Source organism: Pedobacter sp. AC379, assembly GCF_979258145.1.
In genome coordinates, this window is sequence record NZ_OZ409839.1 from 1,946,081 (window position 1) to 1,965,902 (window position 19,822).

Below are 19,822 nucleotides of genomic sequence, written 5' to 3' on the forward strand. Positions count from 1 at the left end.
TTCATGTTTTAAGATTTATCATCTCAGCACAACACCTCAACCAGGGATCTGATCCACAATGGAACCACCAACAAAATCCCTGTCGCTATAAATGCAATTGCACTTATCCTCATCCTTGGGATAACTTACACTTCGGATTCTGGTCTGCTGGAATGAAACACCATGAATTTGATTTCTGAACTTCACCTCAATTCCTCCACACCGGCCGGTCATGCCTTTTTCCATCCGGGAGCGGATTTACCTTGGTTTTATGCGCTCGGTTTTCCAGGCAACCGCCGGAAGAAAACAGGCTCATGTTAAATCAATCCTCAGCGGATTTATGAACATATATATATTCCGGTCCATTTCCTTTTTGGGGCAGCAAACCCCGGTCAGGAAAAGACTACTCAATCATTTAATAGCCGGATATTGCTGCGCCCTTTATATTATTTCACCGGCATTTGGAAGGATGGTGGCAAGGAAGTATCCTCAGATGCCCAAAGTTTGTTCGGACGTTTTCCCATTACAAGTTCCAATTTTCCACCTTTCATTAAATCCTCATGGGAAAACCACGACTTGTTCCATACCTGCCCGTTCAATTTTGCCGATTGGATATATTTGTTTTCAGGCGCATAATTCAGGCAGTTCAGCTCGAATTTTTTACCATTCCCCAGATCAAGCGTGACATTTGCAAATGTGGGGCTGCCGATCACATACATGGGAAGGCCTGGGGTAATCGGGTAGAAACCCATCTGCGAGAACACCACAAAAGAAGTCAGGCCCCCACCGTCCTCATCACCAGGGATACCCATTAAATCATTACGGAACCATTGTGCAAGTAAACTTCGGACCCTTTTCTGCGTGCGCCAGGGCTGTCCCGCATAATTGTACAGGTAAGGGATATGCATAGCCGGTTCATTACCCATGGAAAACTGCCCTACATTGCCGGTATGATCGGGCAGCTGTGAATAAAAATCAAACCTGCTTTTGCCAAGCGGGGTATTGTACATTTTTTCAAGTTCATCGACAAAGGCCTGTTTGCCTCCGATCATATTCACCAAATCGCCCAGATTGTGCAGCACATCCCATCTGTATAGCCACCCGTTATTTTCATCATACGTTTCCCTTGCACCAAGCCCGCCGGAGAAACGGTAATCCAAAGGCTTAATAAAATTGCCCTGGGCATCCTTTGGATGAAAAAATCTTGTTTCGCTATTGAATACGGTGTGGTAGCTAGAGCTTTTATTCAGAAAATATTCTGCCTCATCGTTTTTGCCCAGTTGGCGGGCGATATTGCCCAGGCACCATTCATCGTAGACCGTACCGAGGGTTACCGCGATAGGCTGGCGTTTTTCAAAACCGTGGACTTCCGGAGCGGTTTCTTTTTGCCCCTGTGGCAAAGCCGGGAAATAGCCTTTATCCTTAAAGAACTGATCGAGAACCCCTGCTCTTTTTGATGACCATGGGGCAAGGGTTTTTTCGGTAATACCAGCTTTGCAATACTGGTAGGCCTCCTCCAGGTTAAAACTTCTCAATCCCTTGCTGTAGGCATCAATAATGGTCGCCACACCATGGTTACTGTTCATCCTGCGGCTGTCCCCGGTTACCTCGGGAAAGGTCGGCATCCAGTGGTCGCTCATCTGCTGGGCCATCCGCAGATAAGAATTGATCATATTGCCTTCCATTTTAGGCTCGATGATCACTCTCAGCGGGTGAGTTGCCCTATAGGTATCCCAAATCCAGTCGTCGGTAAAAAAAGGTATTCCGTTATCGGCATGTACTTTCCCGTCAAATGCACTGAAATATTTTCCGTCCTCGGATAAACTGATCATGCGTTCATAGGTACGGTAAAGGGAGGTATAAAATATGGTTTTGGCCGTTTCATCCGTTCCGCTTATCTGGATTTTTCCAAGGGTCGTATTCCAGATTGTCTTTCCGGTCTGTGCCACCTGATCCAAATTGTAATCCCTGATTTCCCGGCGCAGATTGTTTTTAGCCTGCTCTACACTGATAAAAGAGATGCCGTAACGTGCTTTGACCTGTCTGGTCTGAACCGGATATTTCAAAATCAGGTAAGCATCCCCTCCAGATGTGGACTGCTGCTTTAGGTCGATTGAGGAACCTTTCTGTGTGCCCGATTCAACAGGAGCCAGGTCGGTTTCGAAATAAAGGTAAACTTTGGTGTTATTGTCCAGTTTCTGAAAACCGCTCACCACATTCCCTTTAACTTCAAGTTCGCCGTCTCTGGTATTTACTACCAGATAGGCCGGAAGCGAACCTTGCGAAAAGTTGATCGCGTAAATCCCCGACTGGTGGGAAGGGGCAAACTGTACGTTTATGCCATAATCATCCAGGTCGACCTGGTAGTAGTAAGGCTTGATCACCTCGTTGTCATATCCGTAAGAGATAACATTCCGGGAATTTTTCAGATCGCCCTGGAAGGGACTGAGGTTAAAAGCAGAACTTCCCCTGTGGCTGGTGATCACAATGGGCAGGCCATCGATGGTGTTGCTTGTGAAATTATCGCGTTCGGGATAAACCCTTAACAGACTGTTTGGTAAATGAACGGTAGGATAGGTAGGAACAAGCAGATGGCTGATGTTTCCAATATATGGATTGACATAATCCACAGGTTGTTTTTTCCCCTGTGCGTGTGCGGAATTGATACTGATGGTGAGCAGGATGATCCCGCTCAGTAAGGAATTTATATATTTTTTCATGTCGGCAGTTCCATCGGATGTGGCAAACATAACATTTTTTGAAAAAGATTTGCAGTCACCGGCAAATTCTGAATGTATTATTCGTGATGTAGTCTGTTTACAGGTATAGAAAATCACTAATTCGATTTATCCTAAAATATTACAAGCAAAAAAAAGAGCGGTGGGAACAAGTCTCACCGCTCTTGAAAATTTATTTTTTATTGACTACTTTGCTAAAGAGGCAGTTTGTACGGTGCCGGTTGCAGGTGCGGTCATTTCTGTTTTTAATGCAGCAAATTTATCCAGGTTTAATTTTGGCGTGTTTCCCATTACTACGATGTGGTTTGCTGTTTTACCGGTTAATTTCAGGTCTGCGCGTTCTTCCATTACAGTATACAGGCTTTCTGTATTTGAGTTGATTTTTGCAGCCGCATTTCCTTTTAAAAATACCTGAAGATATTTAACATCAAGTTTACCATCTGTTTTTACCACAGCATCATCAGATGCCTGTATACGGTAAATGTTTTTTACATTGATGGTGATCTTTGCAGGGCTGTCATCTGCAGAGGTGATTTTTAAGGTTGATCCGTCCTGGATCACTTTCACTTTTCCGTTGTTGTCATCGTTATAGCTGACGCCTTCTCTTCCGTTCTGGACCAAGGTCACCTCTACGTTTCCACTTACCATTACTTTGTCGAAGTTTTTCGGAGCGGAGATTTTAACCGGTTGTTTTTCTTCTGCTGATACGCTGGTAGAAAAGATTGAAGCGCTTAATACTACAGCTGCCAATAATGATTTTGTTAGGGTTGTAATTGAAGTTTTCATAATGCTCTTATTTATATTTTTAAAATGTTTTTGTGATTGTTTTGATAATGAGACGCAAGGAAAGGCAAAACGTTGCAGCGGTATTTTGCGCATTATACCAACGCGGTGTATTTCTCGACCAACTGCTTTTAATATTCGTCCAAAAACGGTTCATTTTGATTAAATGTTTTCTTTGGCATTCGCTATGCAAAGTTAATGGGCGGATTCTTGTTGCATCTGCCATTATTATTATCAATGCGTTAACAAATGATCAGATCCTGCATAGCGTTCTGTTGCCTTTGGCCGGATCGCGGACATTTAATTAACATTGAGTAAACAACTGCTTAAAGCATGGTTGATACCTTTGAGCCGACAGGCTTTTTGGTCTCACTGATCCATTATGAAAAACCATTACCGCATACCCTGCAATATATTGTTGCTCTTATTCTTTACTTCTGCCTGTTTTGCGCAGTCCCCGGCCGGAAAGCTTAAGGCTGTTTTCCAACAAAAATCCAAAACAATACTTGTGGCCTCGCATAGGGGCGACTGGAGAAATGCACCTGAAAATTCCATGCAGGCACTCTCCAACAGTATTGAAAAGGGATTTGACCTGATGGAGCTTGATGTAAAAATGAGCCGGGATAGCGTAATGGTTGTCATGCATGACAATACCATAGACAGGAGTACCAACGGTAAAGGGAAGGTAGGGGATTATACCCTGGAAGAGTTGAAAAAGTTCAGGCTTAAAAACGGTCTGGGACGCGTGACCGGACACCAGATCCCTACCTTAAGCGAGATGATGCTGGCCGCCAAAGGCAGGATACTGATCAATGTGGACAAAGGAAATGATCACCTTGATCTGGTATTCAAAGTGCTCGGTGAAACTTCAACGCTCGATCAGGCAATCGTTAATGTTGGTGATGATATGCCTTACGCAGCACTGAGGGCAAAAAATAACATTCCCAAAGATGCTTACCTGATGGTGGTGGTGAATGCAAAAAATAAAGACATGCAAGCCCTGATCAATTCCTATGCATCAAATAAAAAAACGGTCATCCAGCCCATTTTTGACACGGATACTTTGGCCAATCTTAAATATTTCAAAGAAAGCAAACATAACCACCTGATCTGGTTGAACAGCTTATGGCCCTCGCTAAATGGAGGCCATGATGATGACCGTGCCGTAGAAAAGAACGAGAAGGAAGAAAGTTGGGGGTGGCTTATTGCCTACAAGCCTGTTTTTCTGCAGACGGACAGACCGGCTGAACTGCTGATCTATCTGAAAAAAAAAGGGCTTCACCACTAATTATCCCATAGCCTCTACCTGTACGTTGACCGCTAAATCTAGGGCGGTAATGAAGCCGCTGATCAAAGGAAATCACGGTTACAGTTATACCGGAATTGGAAAATGCACCAATAAGGCTTGATATCCCTGCTTATCGAAATGATTTTTCAGGATCTGACTGCCAGCAAAAATAACCGGCTTTATAGGTTCCGGTAATGATGGCCTGTTTATCCGTGCCGTGGAAAAAAATATACTGTATTAAACTTGTGGAAGCATCAGCAGAAATGGATTTTAAAAAAGTATATCCCTTTGCTGAAAGTCAGCAGGTCCTGTTGCGGGGGGAAATGGAAGGGGAATCCCCGGCCGAAGGAGCTGCCTTTTACCCAGCGGAATGATCCAACAGCCGCGGAGGAAAAATATTGATTACCATTCTTTCAATTGAATGTAAAATACAATGGGCAGTGAAACAATTCTGTCCCTTTGCAGGTAATACCTGGTATTAATTTAAAATCAAAAGAACGTCCATATGGAATATAGAAGATTGGGAAAATCAGGTTTGCAGGTGAGTGCACTGGGGCTGGGAAGCTGGCTTACCTTTGGTGCACAGATCAGTGATAAGGTTGCTGATGAGCTGATGGGGATAGCATATGATGCAGGTGTCAACTTTTTTGATAACGCAGAAGGCTATGCAGAGGGTAGGTCAGAAACCGTTATGGGAAAGATCCTAAAGTCTCAAGGGTGGGACAGGGAGTCATTTGTGGTATCCAGTAAAGTGTTCTTCGGAGCTGAAAACAAAGGCGTCAATCAGACGGGACTTTCACGTAAGCACGTTACTGAAGCCTGCCATGGAGCATTGAAACGCCTTCAGGTAGATTATCTGGATTTATACTTTTGTCACCGACCGGATAAAAATACACCCATTGAGGAAACTGTCCTTGCGATGAATACTTTGATCCAACAGGGAAAGATCTTGTACTGGGGAACTTCGGAATGGAGTGCTGCTGAAATTACCGAGGCCATCGCCATCGCGAAAGATTACCGCATTGCAGGTCCGACAATGGAGCAGCCTCAGTATAATCTTTTTGAAAGGAAGAAACTAGAGGATGACTTTTTGTTGCTTTTCAGGGATCACGGTTTGGGAACAACCATATGGTCGCCCTTAGCATCCGGTTTGCTATCAGGAAAGTATACCAAGGGAGATGTGAAGGACACCCGTCTGGCAGATGCGAAACTGGGCTGGCTAAAGGATAATGTGCTGCAGGCAGACAGGCTCGAGAAAGTGGAAAAACTGCAGGAAGTTGCCGATAAACTAAATGTATCACTGGCCAAGTTTTCGCTCGCCTGGTGCCTGAAAAACCCGAATGTAAGTTCTGTGATTTTGGGGGCTTCAAAAGCAGGGCAGCTGAAGGAAAATCTGACCGCTCTGGAAGTTGTGCCGCTTTTGAATGATGAAATTTTGGAGCACGTTGAACAGATTATGGATACAAAGCCCAAACTGCCACAGTTTTAAGCAGGGGGTCAACACCAGGATTTTACCGGATAAGCACCATAGTAACTATTTCTATTGTACTTTTTTCTTTATACGTCAAAGTCAATATCCCGCCTTATTGAACTCTAAGGGTGTTTCGAAAAAAAATCGTTGGGTATTGTTATGGGTATTGTCAAAGAAAGAATTACAGATGTCAAACCTTTGTACTGTCCGCTCCGGCAAACACTTTGCTGCTGGCAGCGTACCAAAGGTCTTTGACATGCGGGAACGAAACATTATCCTTGCTGCGGCAGGAAATTTTGCGAAGCCTTGAGATGACGTCAAAAAGGTGAAAGCGCATTGGCAGGCCCATGGGGCCCGGTCCGTAGGGGCCGACGCGGGTAGTTCCGGAACAAAATAAGCAATTCGGGTAAGTCCCGGAGAAATAGTGGGCAGGCGCATGGCGTTATGCCCATTTTTTTTTCCCCCTTCCGGCGTCGCGCGGGCATTTATCCTTCCGTTACCGCTTTCTATGAATAGTAGGTGCAAATGATTTCACCAGTTAAATTACAGAAGATGGAAGAGAACCGCTTTGACCTTAAGGAGATCAGGGAGCATACCGATCTGGTCTCGCTGCTTTCAAAACTCGGCCATGAGCCCATCAGACGCTCAGGAGGAGAACTTTTCTATCTTTCCATGCTCAGGGAAAGCGATACAACCCCTTCATTCTGCGTCAATGAAAAGCTCGGCCTGTGGTATGATCACGGACTGGCCAAAGGAGGGACGGTAATTGATTTTGCAATTGCTTACTGGAGCGGCTGCAATTTCCGGGAAGCCATTGAAAAGCTGTCCGGGGTTACCCTGGGCATCAGCTCGCCTCCCCGCCAGGGAAAGCGCAGCCAGACTGAGCTGCCCCTGCGGCAACCCTCTTACCAGATCCGCGAAGTCAGGGAAAAAATCACAAATCCATCAATCAGTGCTTATCTGGCACAGCGCGGTGTGCTGGAGGTGGCAACCCCTTATATTAAAGAGGTTTATTACAGCATAAAAAAAGAGGATGGTAAACGCATGGAACGCTTTGCTGCGGGATGGGAGAATGATCGTGGCGGCTGGGAGGTGAGAAACAGTTATTTCAAGGGATGCCTTGGAAAAAAATCAATGCAGTTCATTTCAGGGGATGACCGCCTGGCGGTATTCGAGGGAATGATGGATTTTTTGAGCTGGAAACTTGAGCACCCCGGTGACCGCGCCAGTGTGCTGATCTTGAACTCGGTTGCTTTTTTAAAACCGGCAATGCAGTTTGCCAAAGACTTTTCAGGTATTGAACTTTTTTTTGACCATGACCCGTCGGGAGAAAAAGCCACCGCGGAATTTCTCAAAACCCTGGCCCGGGCCACCGACCGCTCCGATTTATATCTGGGATATAACGATTACAATGAAAAGATCCAGCAACTGATCATCAGCAGGAAGGCAGCGGAGTTTCCTGCTCAGCAAAGCAAGCCTCCGCTAAGGCGCTGGTGAGCAATCCTTTTGCCTGCCGTACCATGCTTTCATGCCTAAGGGCTGGGTTATAGGCTGTTCTCCCTCCCGTCGAAGATACCGCATCATAAAATCCAAAAAACGATCAATTATGGCAAAAAGAAAAGAAGGCGGCCGCAGGGCCAATCTGATCCGTTGCTACCTGACGGATGGAGAATATAGCAAACTCTTATCCTATTCCACCTCGATGAACATTTCGGTTTCTGACCTGATCAGGGCAAAACTCCTTTACAGCGGCATGCTCGATGTGGATCCTGCCAAGCTGCTGGAGGTCTTTATCCAGATCGCAAAGGATATCGCCCGGATCAGGTCCGATGTATCGGGTATCTACGAAATACTTGGCCAAGAGAAAGGGGCAGTATCTGTGGAACATCTTCTCATGGAATTAAGGGGCGCTCTGATGGAATGCCAGGCGGATACCGCCTGTCTGGAAAAGGCCATCAGGATGATGCTCATCAGGATGGACCGTAAAGAAAAAATGTTGTGATGCCATGATTGTAAAGCTTTTTACCACCTCGTTGCGTTTCTCTGCCATCCGTTATAACATGGATAAAGTCCATGCGGGGGATGCAGAGCTTTTGTGCAAAAGAAACCTGGAGCTGCTGGATTTTTATAGCAGGGTCAGCATTTCCGATTTGGAGCATTATTTTGGTGCAATGGCCTCTTTAAACCCGGTCAGCCGTTTTGATCAGTTTCATGCGGTCATATCCACCCGTGGGACAGCGGCAGATAAGCACGCCCTGCTCGGCATTGCAGAAAAATGGCTCACTGAGATGGGTTACGCGCAGCAGCCCTACCTGATTTTTTTTCATACCGATACCGCTAACCGGCACTTGCACATCGTCTCTACAGATGTCCGCACCGATGGCACAAAGATTTCCGATTCCTTTGACCGCGTCCGCGCAATTTCCCAGCTGAACAGGCTTTGCGGCATCGATGAGGCAGCAGCATTTAAAAGGGATATCCAGCGTTTGCTTGACTTTCGCTGCAGCAGCATCGCCCAGCTAAAGGTGCTTTTTGAAAAAAGCGGTTACCGTTTCTTTTTGTACAGGCATGAATTTTTGGTGCGCAGGTACGGAAAGACCCTGATGCGCATCAATTCAGCTGAACTGATTTCTGGACTGCAGCGCGGAGAGCGGGAAAGAAAAAGAGCAGCGGAAATCCGTGAGCTGATTTTGGGGGCGATGCTGCTGCACAGCGGCAAAACAACGGCGGTCTATCAAAAAGGAGCGGGGCACGGCTCGAAAAAGCTTAAGGCCTTCCGCTCGGATCTGGCCGATTTTCTTGCCAGGGCCACAGGCATTGAAATCTGTTATCTTTTTTCATCGGGCTCGGTCAAGGGTATCGTGCTGATCGACCACGCTCATCACCAGCTGTTTGACGGTGAGGAGATTATGGCGCTTTCCAGGTTTATTTCCTCACCTGTTACTGATAGGGGCATGGTGCCCGCCGCCAGCTTTAAACGCTGAACAAAAGCTTTTCTGATCCGCACATTTTCTTAATCTTAAACACGCATCTATGGTTATCGCAATGGGAAATACCAAAGCCGGTACGGGCAAGAGTGCCCTGCTGCTGCTTTTGGCGCACTACCTCTGTTTAAAAAAGGAAAAGGTTTTTCTTATAGCGCTAAAGAAAAACGGTTCGCTGGACCAGTTTTACGAGCGCTCAAAAATCCTGGAGCATCAGTTGCCTTTTGAATATTTTACCTGCGCGCCCGTTCAGTTGCCGCTACTGGTCTCAAAGCTGAATGAGGAGGGTGAAGCGTATATCCTTGTAGAGTTTCCTCCTGAAGGGTATGATGAGCATACCGTGCCTTTGTTCCTGGCGATAGACCTGCTGATGATTCCTTTCTGTTATGATGGGCCGACACTGCATTCGAGCATTTATTTCGCCTGTCTGGCCCTGCGCATCAAAAAAGAGATATGCCTGCTCTTCCTTCCCAATAGAGTCATGACCGGCGGGAACTATCCTTTCAGAGCGGAAACCGATAGGGTACTCCGCCAGATCGGTCCGGTCAGCCCGGGGGTTGCCGAACATATCGGCTTTCAGCGCGTCAGCTCAATGGGCCTGGACAAGGGGTTGATTAAAAGATGCTCAGCGGTGCTGGATGTGATCTATTCCAACTATCTCCTTGCAAAGCGGTAAATAGCTGATTTATAAACTTTAAACCTTAATCAAAATGAACAACTGGACCCAATTTCTCTATGGCCTTAGTGCGGCCTATCTCATTTATTATCTGCTCAACCTGGCCTTTGACCTGTTGACTGCAGGCAAAGCGCGAAGTTCCGGGGCAAAAGGGATCCTTACCCTGGATTTGGCGGATCTGGACAGTCCCATTGATGCGGCGCTGGATGAAGATTTATCTTCCTTTGCACCCGGACTTTCCCAGGACGGGCTTTTAAGTTCGGGACCGCTTAGCTCAACAGGCGCCCTGAAGCTGAATGAAATAATTGGCGGCGCGTTAAAAGACGCCGTTTCTTTCTCCTCTCAGATCCCTTCTTAATTTTTTTCAGATGGGAAGGGCTGTCCAATATCTTATGCTGGCCGCGCTGACGGCGGTGGCTGGCATCAGCGCCCGGGCGCAGGATCCCCCGGGCATTTCGGAACTCTATCAGGCATCGGGTACGATGAAAGGTTATTACCATGGCTTTTCTGACCTGGTTTTTTTGCTAGGTGCGATCGTGGGCCTGCTGGGCGGGCTCCGGGTTTTTGCCAACTGGCAGTCGGGCAGGCACCACATTGATGCACAGGTGAGTGGATGGTTTTTTTCCTGTCTTTTTTTATTGCTTTCGGGCACTTTTCTGCGCGGGGTATTCGGCCTGTAACTCATTTATTCACTTATTAAAATACAGTTTTATGAAAATTTTCAAATCAAGGGCCTTTTTTGTGCCTGTAATGCTGCTTTTCTCAGCCAGCGCTTTTGCGCAGGGCGGTGGAACAACTGGCATCAATGCCGCTACCTCCTCACTTGCCGCCTATGTCGATCCCGTGGGGAACCTCATTCTTGGCATCGGCGCAGTTGTAGGACTTATCGGCGGTGTCATGGTTTACATCAAGTGGAACTCAGGGGACCGCGACATCAGTAAAGAGGTGATGAGCTGGGGCGGATCCTGTATTTTTCTGGTACTGGTCTCGGTGGTGATCAAGGCTTTTTTTGGCGTATAATGATGAAGAGCTATCCGATCTACAAAGGGCTCCAGAAGCCGCTGAGCTATAAAGGCCTACAGGGAAAATTTATAGGCTGGGGCGCCGCTTCGCTTGTGCTGGGACTTTTACTTGGCGGGCTCAGCGGTGCACTGATCAATATGTACCTGGGCAGCGTGGTCACTGTGGTAAGCATCGTGGCCCTGTTTGTTTTCATCTTTTACCGTCAGCGGCAGGGCCTGCACAAAAGGCAGCGGGACCGCGGCATTTTTATTCAGCCTTCAAGATTAAAATTAAACTATGAAAACAGAAAAAAAGACATTTGATCTGCCCTATGCAGGGATCATTGCCCATAGCGGCACAGATCTGCTGTATTCTGAACGCGGTGATTTTTCGGTCATCATCAAAATGGTCAATCCGGTGATTCAATATGCCGCCGACAGTTCTGCCTACACCGCCTTCCATCAGCTGATGATCAACATGATCAAAATTCTGGGTGAGGGGCATATGGTCCAGAAACAGGATATTTTCTCCATGGAGCACTATGCTGAGAACAGCCCCGGCGGGTTTTTACAGCAAAGTTATCAGGATCATTTCTTAGGCAGGCCATATGCCAGGATCCATACTTATCTCACCCTGACCAGACTGATCAAAAAGGGCAGGTTTTATGTTTACCAGCCCGGCGCTGAAGACGATTTTTTAACACGGGTAAACAAAGTGATCGAGCTGCTGGATGAGCGTTCGCTATCGCCGCGCTTACTCAACTGCCGGGATATCCAGCTTTATGCCCGCAGGATACTGGCCATGGATTTCTCTTCAGGCCATGTAGCGCTGGATAATATGCGCTGTGGGGATAAGGGGATTGAGATGGGGGATAAGGCCATCCAGAATATTTCCCTGGTCGATACCGATTCGATTGATCTTCCCTCAAAGCTCAGCCCTTATCAGCTCAGAAGCGATGGGAAAGCATTCACCGATTTTCCCATGGACAATCTCTCTTTCCTTCACCATGTGCCAGGCTTTAAGTGCATGATCTACAATCAGCTCATCGAAATCCCCTCCCAGGGCGCTACCTTAAGCAGGCTCGCACTCAAACGCAGAAGGCATGCGGGGCTCGCTGATGCCGCCAACCGGATGTGTGCAGAGGATATCGATCAGCTCCTGGATGAGGTAGCAAGGGAAAACCAGCTCCTGGTAAATGCCCATTATAACATTGTGCTCTGCGCAAGGCCCGGACTGCTTGCCAGGGCGGTAAACTTCGTGGAATCCTCCCTTTTTCAATTGGGGATCATCCCCTCAAAAAATGCCTACAACCAGCTGGAACTTTTTTCCTCCGTCCTTCCGGGAAACGGGATTGCATTGAAAGTATACGACTGGTACCTGCTGAGCTGCCAGGCGGCAGCCTGCCTGATTTTTAAAGAGCGGCTGCAGGAAAGTGAAGCATCGGATTTTCTGATCCGTTTTACCGATCGAAGGGGTATTCCACTGGGCATTGACCCGGCAGATCTCCCCATGCGCAGCGGCCGGATCTCCAACCGCTCAAAATTTGTGCTTGGGGGATCCGGGTCGGGAAAATCCTTTTTCATGAACGCACTCATCGAGCAGTATATGAACTATAACATGGATGTGGTGATTGTGGATACCGGACACTCCTACAGCGGATTATGTGCTTATTTCAACGGCAGGTACATTACCTATTCCCAGCAGCATCCCATCACCATGAACCCTTTTCATATGAGCGCGGAAGAATATAATATCGAAAAAAAGGATTTTATCAAGACCCTGGTTTCCCTGCTGTTAAGGGGAGCGGAGGGGAGTGTTTCCCAGATTGAGGATACGGTGATCTCGAACGTGATCGCCGATTACTACGCTGAGCATTTTGCTTTGGAAAATCCAGGAATCTTTTTATGTTTTGATTCTTTTTACCATTATTCCTGTTCCTGGATCCAAAAAGTTAAACATAGCGAGCGTATCGCTTTTGATCTGGATGAATACCGGTATGTGCTCAAAAAATTCTGCACCGGCGGGGAATTCGGGGAACTGCTCAACAAGCAGGTGGATGCCTCACTTTTCGCCGAGCGTTTCATCGTTTTTGAAATCGATGCCATCCGGGAACATAAGACGCTGTTTCCCATAGTGACCCTGATCATCATGGATGTCTTTCTGCAGAAAATGAGACACCGCAACCACCAGCGCAAGGCTATCATTTTAGAGGAGGCCTGGAAAGCGGTCGCATCTCCGCTGATGGCCGCTTATCTGGTCTATATGTACAAGACCGTCCGCAAGTTCTGGGGGAGGCCATCGTGGTGACCCAGGAACTCGGTGATATCATCGGGAATGAAATCATCAAGGACAGTATCATCAGTAACTCGGATACCGTCTGCCTGCTCGATCAGGGAAAGTTCAAAGACAATTACGCACAGATTGCCTCGCTGCTGTCCTTGAGTGAAACCGAGCAGAAGAAAATTTTTACCATCAACCGCCTGGATAACCGCTCGGACCGGTCCAGGTTCAAAGAAGTCTATATTCGAAGGGGAATGATGGGAGAAGTTTACGGTGTAGAGGTCTCCCTGCGCCAGTATCTGACCTTTTCCACAGAAAAACCCGAAAAGCAGGCACTTGAGCATTATATATCCAGAGCGGGATCTTACCGCGAAGGACTCGATGCTTTTATATCAGAACTCCATTCTTCCGGTCTTTCCCTGGAGCGTTTTGTCTCCAGGGTGAACCAGCAAACCAATTAAACCCCTTGCGTTATGAAAACACACACTTTTATTTTGCTTTTATCCTTTGGCATGCCCATGGTCTGCTTTGCCCAGATTTATGTCGATCCCGCAGTTTCGGCGGCTGTTGCAGCGGGCTCGGGGGCAATGAATTCGCAGCTTAAGGGAACAAACGAGCGGCTGACGCTCATTCAAAAATCACAGCTTGCCCTCACCGGCCAGCTTGCCATTGCAAATGATCTGCAGTCAGCACTCTACCGGGGCCTGAGTGAGGTTTCCGGGGTAATGCGCTCACTGCTTTCGGTAAAGGATATCTATGAGATATCAGAAGATATCTTAAGGGATGCTGCCCTGGCGGTCAAACTGGCCGAAAACAATCCTGCCTTGCTCGTTTTTGCTGAAAGCGGTGCCAGGGAATTTAAATCCCGGGCTGAATTGCTTGCTGCAGAAGTGTCCGGCTTCGTGCTCAAGGGCGGGAAGGACGGGCTGATGGATTCAGGGGAAAGGGTAAAACTGCTGGGAAGCATTTCCCGGCAGCTGAGCATCCTGCGCGGGGTGGTTTACGGACTCTATCGCTCGATGTACTGGGCAAAGCAGCGCGGTTTCTGGAATTCTGTTAATCCATACAGCGGCTTTATCAATGTGGACAGGAGAATAGCCGAAGATATCCTGCTCAACGCCAAAATGCTCAAACCATGAAAAGGGCGGTTTTTTTGCTGTTGTTGACCATCAGCTGGCAACTCGCGGTTGCCCAGATCAATATCGCCCTATTGCATCAGCTCATCGCAGAAAGCAAATCCGAACATGAACTTCAGGGCATTGCCAGAGATAAGCAGACGCTCAATTCCCTTGGCAGCGAAGTCAACAGTTCCTCAATGGGCAGCCTTAAAACAACTTACCGGCAGCTCAGGTCGCGGTTTTCCCTGCTCGCAAATGCTGCCGGTTTTCTTCAGGTCGGCCTGGAATCAGCTCCTGTGATCTCAGAAATCTATCAGTCGGAGTCCCGGATGCTTTCGCTCTGCAAAGAGGACCCATTGCTCATTCCCCTTGCTGCCACAGCGCAGCTTGAACTCTCCGGCCGCTCAGAGATGCTGCTGAGGTTTCTCTATGGGATCATACTCAGCGCCGGGGATCTGGGACAGATGAGCCCCAGCGGACGCAAGCTGCTTTTCTCCCACATCATCTCAGAGCTGCGCTCGATCAACGGGGCGCTAAAGGGACTGTGCCTGGTAATGGGAGCGGCAAAGGAAAAAAACCGGCTTAAAAGTAATCCTTTCAGCGGTTTCATCAACCGTGACCGCTCGCTGAGCGAAGACATACTGCGCAGGATTGAAATACTAAAAAACTGATTATGAAAACCATTCTTTTTGTTTTGCTTCTGCTTTGCCACAACGGGTTTTCGCAGCGGATCGTTCTTGACCGCGGCCACTTAAAGTCTGTGGTCGAAAATAATGCCGTCAGGATCTCCTCGGAGCTTATCCATGGGGAACGCCTGGAACAAATCAACAGCGGGCTTGGCCAGATCAAGCTCAACATGGGCGCAGTCATCCTCACCGAAGAACTCATTTTCCGCTCCCTCACCCAGGTCGACCAGGGACTGAAAAGCGCAATGGCCGTCAAACAGATCGGAGAGGTTAGCCTGGAGATTCTCAGTGAAAGCAGGGCGGTGCTCAAAGCGGCTTCCCAGGCCCCTTACCTGTTGCTTTTTGCCCAGGCGACCTGTCAGCAGATGGCTGACCGGGGCGTAAAACTGGCCGGGGAGGTCTCTTCAGTTGTGCTCAAAGAGCGTTCAGATCTGTTGATGGACTTTTCCAAACGCGATGCGCTACTGGGTAAAATATCCCTGGAGCTCAAAACCATCCGGGCACTGCTTTACAGCATTAAAAAATGTATGTACTGGGCCAAAATAAACGGCCTTCTGCATACAGTAAACCCCTTTGGGGGATTTATCAATACCGATAAGCGGATGGTAGAAAATCTGCTGCTAAACCTTAAATCACTTAAAGAAAAATGAAAAAGCTACTGATCGTCCTGCTGATCATTATCCCCTTTATCCGCTGCATAGCACAACGTCCCATCAGTGATGAGGCGGTGACCAACCAGCAGGAGCGCATGGTGTTCAAACAATGGGACTGGGATAAATTCACGCCCAAGCCCGGGTTTCTGGGACTCAATCCCAATTATTGGCTGACCTGGGCACTTCACCCCAATTATCCTAAAACCGATCTGCGGCCACTTGGCCCCTTGGGGCCTCAGACCCAGCGCTTGGGGCTGGTACTGGCCATGGCCTCCAGTACTTCGCGGCAGCGGCTCCACAGCGATACGCTGAAAACGCAGGCGCTCATCAAAGCATCGGCCTACTCCGGGCTGCTCAGCGATCTCGACCCGCTATGGCAACTTTACTACAGGCAGGAATTTGCTTCCTTGCTAAGTGGTAATCAACAAGAGGACCTCACAGGTATCCCCGGCAGGGAAAAGCAGTACCTGATTTCCTCGGGGATATATGAGTGGTACCGCTCAGAAACCGGCAACCTGTCCCAGCGCCTGGAAATCACAAGGAAAACCACACTGGAACGGGGCGAACGCCTGCTGGCCTATCAGCGGCTTTTGATGGAGTACCGCGCTGTGGAATCGGCCTGGTCGGAGAAAAAACGGCTGGCCTGGAAATACCTTTCCATCTCAGATGCCAGACCCGGGGCAGGGCAAAGTGGAGAAGGGATGAGAACAAAAGGGGGAGGGGACATTGAAATTGCCGACAGGATTTTAAAACATTCAAAACTATAACTATGCAGACAATAAGCTTTTTGACCGGCACTGCCGGTTTTTTTGTGCAGTCCACCCCGGTCCAGGTTCCGGATTCTTTTAAAGATACCTTTAATTTCCTTCAGGGGAACGGCATTTACGAGGAAGGGATGATGCACTTTTTAAAACAGATGAAATCCACCATCTGGACCCATTACGATGCTTTCATTGCTGATGCCCAGGCACTTAGTGCGATTTTTATGCTGATTTTCTTTGCCATCAAAAGTTATGAGATGATCTCGGGTGATAAAAGGCTGGAAATTATGCCCCTACTCAGGCCCTTCGGCCTTGCCATGATCATTCTCTGGTGGCCGGTTTTCACCAGGGTGGTCGCTTATCCCGAGGAGATCGTGGAGGTGCGCACTGCTGCGCTTTTTGAGAGCAGTCAGCAGAATATAAATGCCCTGCGCATGCAGCGGGCAAAACTGATGGTGGAAGTGGCCGATGAGCTGCTCAAGGTTCAGGCTGAAACCGAGGTGGCCAGCAAGGAAGCCGACAGCTGGTATGAACATGCGTGGGAATCGGTGAAAAGTTCGGTCAAGGAAGGTTTTTCGCAGGTCTGGAACCCTGTGGTTGAAATGCGGAACAGGCTTCAGATCGGCCTGCAGTTACTGGCAACCTCATTGCTTGAAACTTTGGCGATATGGATCCTGCGCATCAGCGTATACGTGATTTTTATCATGCAGATCATCTTTTCAACCATACTGATCATTCTTGGGCCCTTTTCGGTTGCGGCAAGTATATTGCCCATGTTCAGGGATTCCTTTTCTAGCTGGATTGCAAGGTTTGTTTCCGTTAACCTGTATTCTGGGATCGGTTTTCTGGTGATGTATGTGGCCTCGCTTTTTCAAAACTATGCCCTGGAAGCAGAGATCACCCGGTACCAGGAACTCCTCGGCAGTGGCGGGGCGAGTATGGAAAAACTCAGCTGGTTTGCCGCAAACGGTGTGCTTTCCTTTGGAATGGTGATCATCACCTTTATAATCGGGGCCCTGACAATGTTTACCGTACCGAGCATTTCTACCTGGATCGTCTCCACTTCGGGAGTGAGTTCGGCAGCAAGTGCAATGGGATCGGGTGCAAGCAGGATGGGCAGTATGGCCACTTCAGCATTGGGAGGATAAGGCTATGCTCATCAGGAACATTGAAAGCAAGGTACGCCTTGCTACCGTGCTTTGCGTAGGGAGCTTTTTGCTTAGTTTATGCATATCCTGCGTGGTTTCTTTTTTTGCCTACCGCCAGGTAAGCGATTCCAGGAAAAGTATTTATCTGCTCGACAACGGCAATATCCCGCTGGCAGCAAAAAGGGTGGATGTACAGGTCAACCGCGCGGCGGAATACCGGGCGCACATTGCCCGTTTCCATAGTCTTTTCTTTTCGCTCATACCCGATGAAAAATATATTGAATCCCAGATGCGGCAGGCCATGTACCTGATCGATGAAAGTGGTGCCCAGCAGTACAACAACCTTAAAGAGCGCAGTTTCTTTTCTTCGGTACTTTCCTCCTCGGCCGTGCTCACCATCCAGGCGGACTCTATTTTTTTAGATGAAAAAAACAGGTATTTCCGCTACTACGGTACCCAGCGGATAGACCGCAGAAGTTCGGTTATTACCCGTTCACTGCTCACCGAAGGGCACCTTAGCGATCTTTCCGCGCGCTCAGAAAACAATCCGCATGCGGTAATCATCACCGGATGGAAGACCCTGGAAAACAGGGACCTGTCCAATACGGCCAAAAACCCGCTTTAAACAAAACCATAAAATATGAAAACCAATACTATCTTTTCCCTTCCCTCCAGCAAACTCTCCGGGATAACCATCAGGATCAGGGCGGTAGTGGACGCTTTTTTTAAACAGCGCCCTGCAACTGTTTATTTTCTCATGCTCGCCCTGCTTGGCTGTTCAGGGCTGCTTTGTTTCACCCTGTTAAGGTCCCCGGCTGAAAAGGGGCAGTCCATTGCCGGTTTTCCAGGCCAGGCCACCCAACAGGTGAGCGGCGTATACCAGGCGGCAGGCCAGCTTTCCCAGGTGCTTTCCATGCAGGCTGAGCTAAAGGAAATGCTGGGAAAAAAGTCCTTAGATCATACTGACAGTCTGCGCATCCATCAGATGATCGAGAAAATCAAAAGCCTTCAGATTAAAAATTACCGACATGAAAAAAATCAACCTTAAAAGCCCCAGGTATGTTATCCCGCTGATCTGCCTGCCCTTTATCCTCATCTTTTACAGCATTTACCGCAACGGGGCCGCTTCCGGTCAGGCAGATCACAAGGCTTCCGCAGATTCCCTCCGCAGCGATGTTGCCGGGGTATCTGCGCAGATCCAGGCTGAAAAGCTCCAGGACAAGCTGGCCGCTTTTCAGCAGCGTTACCGCAAAGGCGACGGCTACACCGCTGTTGGAAACCTCGCAGATGAGCAGCAGGATTCCCCGCTGAGCATCTCGGATTATTCAGAGAAAGAAAAGCATATGCTCGACTCGATCGAAATTCTGGTCAAGTCCCGCTATGCCGGCTATCCGGGCAGCCCTAACGCGCCCGCCCGCGCTCAGGGTTCAGCCCTTCGGAGCAACAGCAGCGCTTCCTCCGGCCTATCCCAGGACCGGGCATTGGCTGCAGCCCTGGAGGAGATGCGCAAACCCATGCATCGCGCTCCGGCGCCAGAGAAGGCTGATCAGGGAGATGCTATGGCGGTATTCAAGGCGCAGATGGCCATTGTGGACAGCATCGGCAAGGCAAACGATCCCGCCTACCGCTCACAGTTGCTTGAGCAAAAAAAGCGTGCAGCAAAAGACAGCTCCTCCCCGCAGATCAAGCCCCTTAGCGTATCGCTGGACAAGCCTGAAGGCAATGCCTTCAATACCGTCAGGGCAGCTGAGGCCAAAGCGGTATATATCCCGGCAATGCTTGATCAGGAAATTACCGGTTATAGCGGATCAAGGGTCCGTCTGCGGCTTTTGGAAAATATCCGTGCAGGGGACCGTACCATTGAAAAAGGGAGCCACCTTTATGGGACGGTATCTTCATTTTCATCCCAGCGCATCCAGATCACAGTTTCTTCTGTGCTCAGCCGGGCAGGCATTCTGCCGGTGCACCTTGAGCTTTATGATCTTGACGGGCTAAAGGGACTTTATGTGCCATCTTCCGCTTTCAGAGAGCTTACCCGTGAACTGGGCAGTTCCCCGCTCCAGGGGATTTCAACCGATGGGCAGGGGGAAGAAAACAAACAGCTCATGAGTATCCTTGGAAGAGTCTTCCAGGCAAGCTCCGGCGCGCTCACGCGCCTGGTACGGCAGAACAAAGCAAAAATCAAATATGCAACCATGGTGTACCTGATCGATCCTGCCCAGCTTTCAACCATCAATAAACCCAACACATTTTAA

At 48.5% G+C, this 19,822-nt stretch carries 21 protein-coding genes and 1 pseudogene; 19 read left to right on the forward strand and 3 right to left on the reverse strand.

The genetic code is table 11. The features are described from left to right. Positions 1-36: 36 nt before the first annotated feature. The 3 genes from ACZZZW_RS08525 to ACZZZW_RS08535 all read right to left on the reverse strand — a co-directional run bounded on the left by ACZZZW_RS08525 (position 37) and on the right by ACZZZW_RS08535 (position 3,503). Complete coding sequence (locus tag ACZZZW_RS08525; RefSeq protein ID WP_463492926.1) at positions 37-225, reverse strand: hypothetical protein; 189 nt, start codon at positions 223-225, stop codon at positions 37-39. A 200-nt stretch (positions 226-425) separates the two neighbouring features. Then, positions 426-2,729 carry a GH92 family glycosyl hydrolase gene (locus ACZZZW_RS08530; RefSeq protein ID WP_463492927.1) on the reverse strand — a complete coding sequence of 768 codons (2,304 nt, stop codon included), beginning with the start codon at positions 2,727-2,729 and terminating at the stop codon, positions 426-428. Between the two features lie 174 nt (positions 2,730-2,903). Beyond that, positions 2,904-3,503, reverse strand: a complete 600-nt coding sequence (locus tag ACZZZW_RS08535; RefSeq protein WP_157255446.1) for a GIN domain-containing protein — start codon at positions 3,501-3,503, stop codon at positions 2,904-2,906. A 379-nt stretch (positions 3,504-3,882) separates the two neighbouring features. On the opposite strand from ACZZZW_RS08535, the gene ACZZZW_RS08540 reads away from it, so the two are divergent. The 19 genes and pseudogenes from ACZZZW_RS08540 (at position 3,883) to traM (ending at position 19,822) form a co-directional block, all read left to right on the forward strand. After that, entirely contained in the window at positions 3,883-4,788 is a 906-nt protein-coding gene (locus ACZZZW_RS08540) for a glycerophosphodiester phosphodiesterase family protein (RefSeq protein WP_055910985.1), read from the forward strand. Between the two features lie 505 nt (positions 4,789-5,293). Then, complete coding sequence (locus ACZZZW_RS08545; protein ID WP_463492928.1) at positions 5,294-6,277, forward strand: potassium channel beta subunit family protein; 984 nt, start codon at positions 5,294-5,296, stop codon at positions 6,275-6,277. Positions 6,278-6,811: 534 nt separating this feature from the next. After that, complete coding sequence (locus ACZZZW_RS08550) at positions 6,812-7,756, forward strand: toprim domain-containing protein (protein WP_463492929.1); 945 nt, start codon at positions 6,812-6,814, stop codon at positions 7,754-7,756. Positions 7,757-7,865: 109 nt separating this feature from the next. Next, on the forward strand, positions 7,866-8,261 hold the full coding sequence (locus tag ACZZZW_RS08555; protein WP_463492930.1) for a hypothetical protein: 396 nt from the start codon (positions 7,866-7,868) through the stop codon (positions 8,259-8,261). Positions 8,262-8,265: 4 nt separating this feature from the next. Then, on the forward strand, positions 8,266-9,243 hold the full coding sequence (locus ACZZZW_RS08560; protein ID WP_463492931.1) for a relaxase/mobilization nuclease domain-containing protein: 978 nt from the start codon (positions 8,266-8,268) through the stop codon (positions 9,241-9,243). Positions 9,244-9,292: 49 nt separating this feature from the next. Beyond that, positions 9,293-9,919 (forward strand): hypothetical protein, encoded by a 627-nt coding sequence (locus tag ACZZZW_RS08565; protein ID WP_463492932.1) that lies wholly within the window; start codon positions 9,293-9,295, stop codon positions 9,917-9,919. 34 nt (positions 9,920-9,953) lie between these two features. After that, positions 9,954-10,277, forward strand: coding sequence for a hypothetical protein (locus ACZZZW_RS08570; protein WP_463492933.1), 324 nt, complete (start codon positions 9,954-9,956; stop codon positions 10,275-10,277). A gap of 34 nt (positions 10,278-10,311) precedes the next feature. Then, positions 10,312-10,599, forward strand: coding sequence for a DUF4134 family protein (locus tag ACZZZW_RS08575; protein ID WP_157255444.1), 288 nt, complete (start codon positions 10,312-10,314; stop codon positions 10,597-10,599). A 31-nt stretch (positions 10,600-10,630) separates the two neighbouring features. Continuing rightward, a complete protein-coding gene (locus ACZZZW_RS08580; protein ID WP_463492934.1) occupies positions 10,631-10,939 on the forward strand; it encodes a DUF4134 domain-containing protein in 309 nt (102 codons plus the stop codon). After that, positions 10,939-11,244, forward strand: a complete 306-nt coding sequence (locus tag ACZZZW_RS08585; protein WP_463492935.1) for a DUF4133 domain-containing protein — start codon at positions 10,939-10,941, stop codon at positions 11,242-11,244. The genes ACZZZW_RS08580 and ACZZZW_RS08585 overlap by 1 nt, the downstream gene beginning before the upstream one ends. A 541-nt stretch (positions 11,245-11,785) precedes the next feature. Beyond that, positions 11,786-13,662: pseudogene (locus ACZZZW_RS08590) on the forward strand (TraG family conjugative transposon ATPase). A 12-nt stretch (positions 13,663-13,674) separates the two neighbouring features. Beyond that, complete coding sequence (locus tag ACZZZW_RS08595; RefSeq protein WP_463492936.1) at positions 13,675-14,340, forward strand: hypothetical protein; 666 nt, start codon at positions 13,675-13,677, stop codon at positions 14,338-14,340. After that, on the forward strand, positions 14,337-14,990 hold the full coding sequence (locus ACZZZW_RS08600) for a hypothetical protein (protein WP_463492937.1): 654 nt from the start codon (positions 14,337-14,339) through the stop codon (positions 14,988-14,990). Before ACZZZW_RS08595 ends, ACZZZW_RS08600 begins: the two co-directional genes overlap by 4 nt. Before the next feature lie 2 nt (positions 14,991-14,992). Then, positions 14,993-15,655, forward strand: coding sequence for a hypothetical protein (locus ACZZZW_RS08605; RefSeq protein ID WP_463492938.1), 663 nt, complete (start codon positions 14,993-14,995; stop codon positions 15,653-15,655). Then, positions 15,652-16,425, forward strand: a complete 774-nt coding sequence (locus tag ACZZZW_RS08610; protein WP_463492939.1) for a hypothetical protein — start codon at positions 15,652-15,654, stop codon at positions 16,423-16,425. The genes ACZZZW_RS08605 and ACZZZW_RS08610 overlap by 4 nt, the downstream gene beginning before the upstream one ends. A 2-nt stretch (positions 16,426-16,427) precedes the next feature. Beyond that, the gene (locus ACZZZW_RS08615) at positions 16,428-17,567 is read left to right on the forward strand and encodes a plasmid transfer protein (protein WP_463492940.1); all 1,140 of its coding nucleotides are present in this window, start codon (positions 16,428-16,430) and stop codon (positions 17,565-17,567) included. Positions 17,568-17,571: 4 nt separating this feature from the next. Then, positions 17,572-18,192 (forward strand): conjugative transposon protein TraK, encoded by a 621-nt coding sequence (gene traK, locus ACZZZW_RS08620; protein ID WP_463492941.1) that lies wholly within the window; start codon positions 17,572-17,574, stop codon positions 18,190-18,192. Positions 18,193-18,207: 15 nt separating this feature from the next. Then, positions 18,208-18,615 carry a hypothetical protein gene (locus ACZZZW_RS08625; RefSeq protein WP_463492942.1) on the forward strand — a complete coding sequence of 136 codons (408 nt, stop codon included), beginning with the start codon at positions 18,208-18,210 and terminating at the stop codon, positions 18,613-18,615. Beyond that, positions 18,596-19,822 (forward strand): conjugative transposon protein TraM, encoded by a 1,227-nt coding sequence (gene traM, locus ACZZZW_RS08630; RefSeq protein WP_463492943.1) that lies wholly within the window; start codon positions 18,596-18,598, stop codon positions 19,820-19,822. Before ACZZZW_RS08625 ends, traM begins: the two co-directional genes overlap by 20 nt.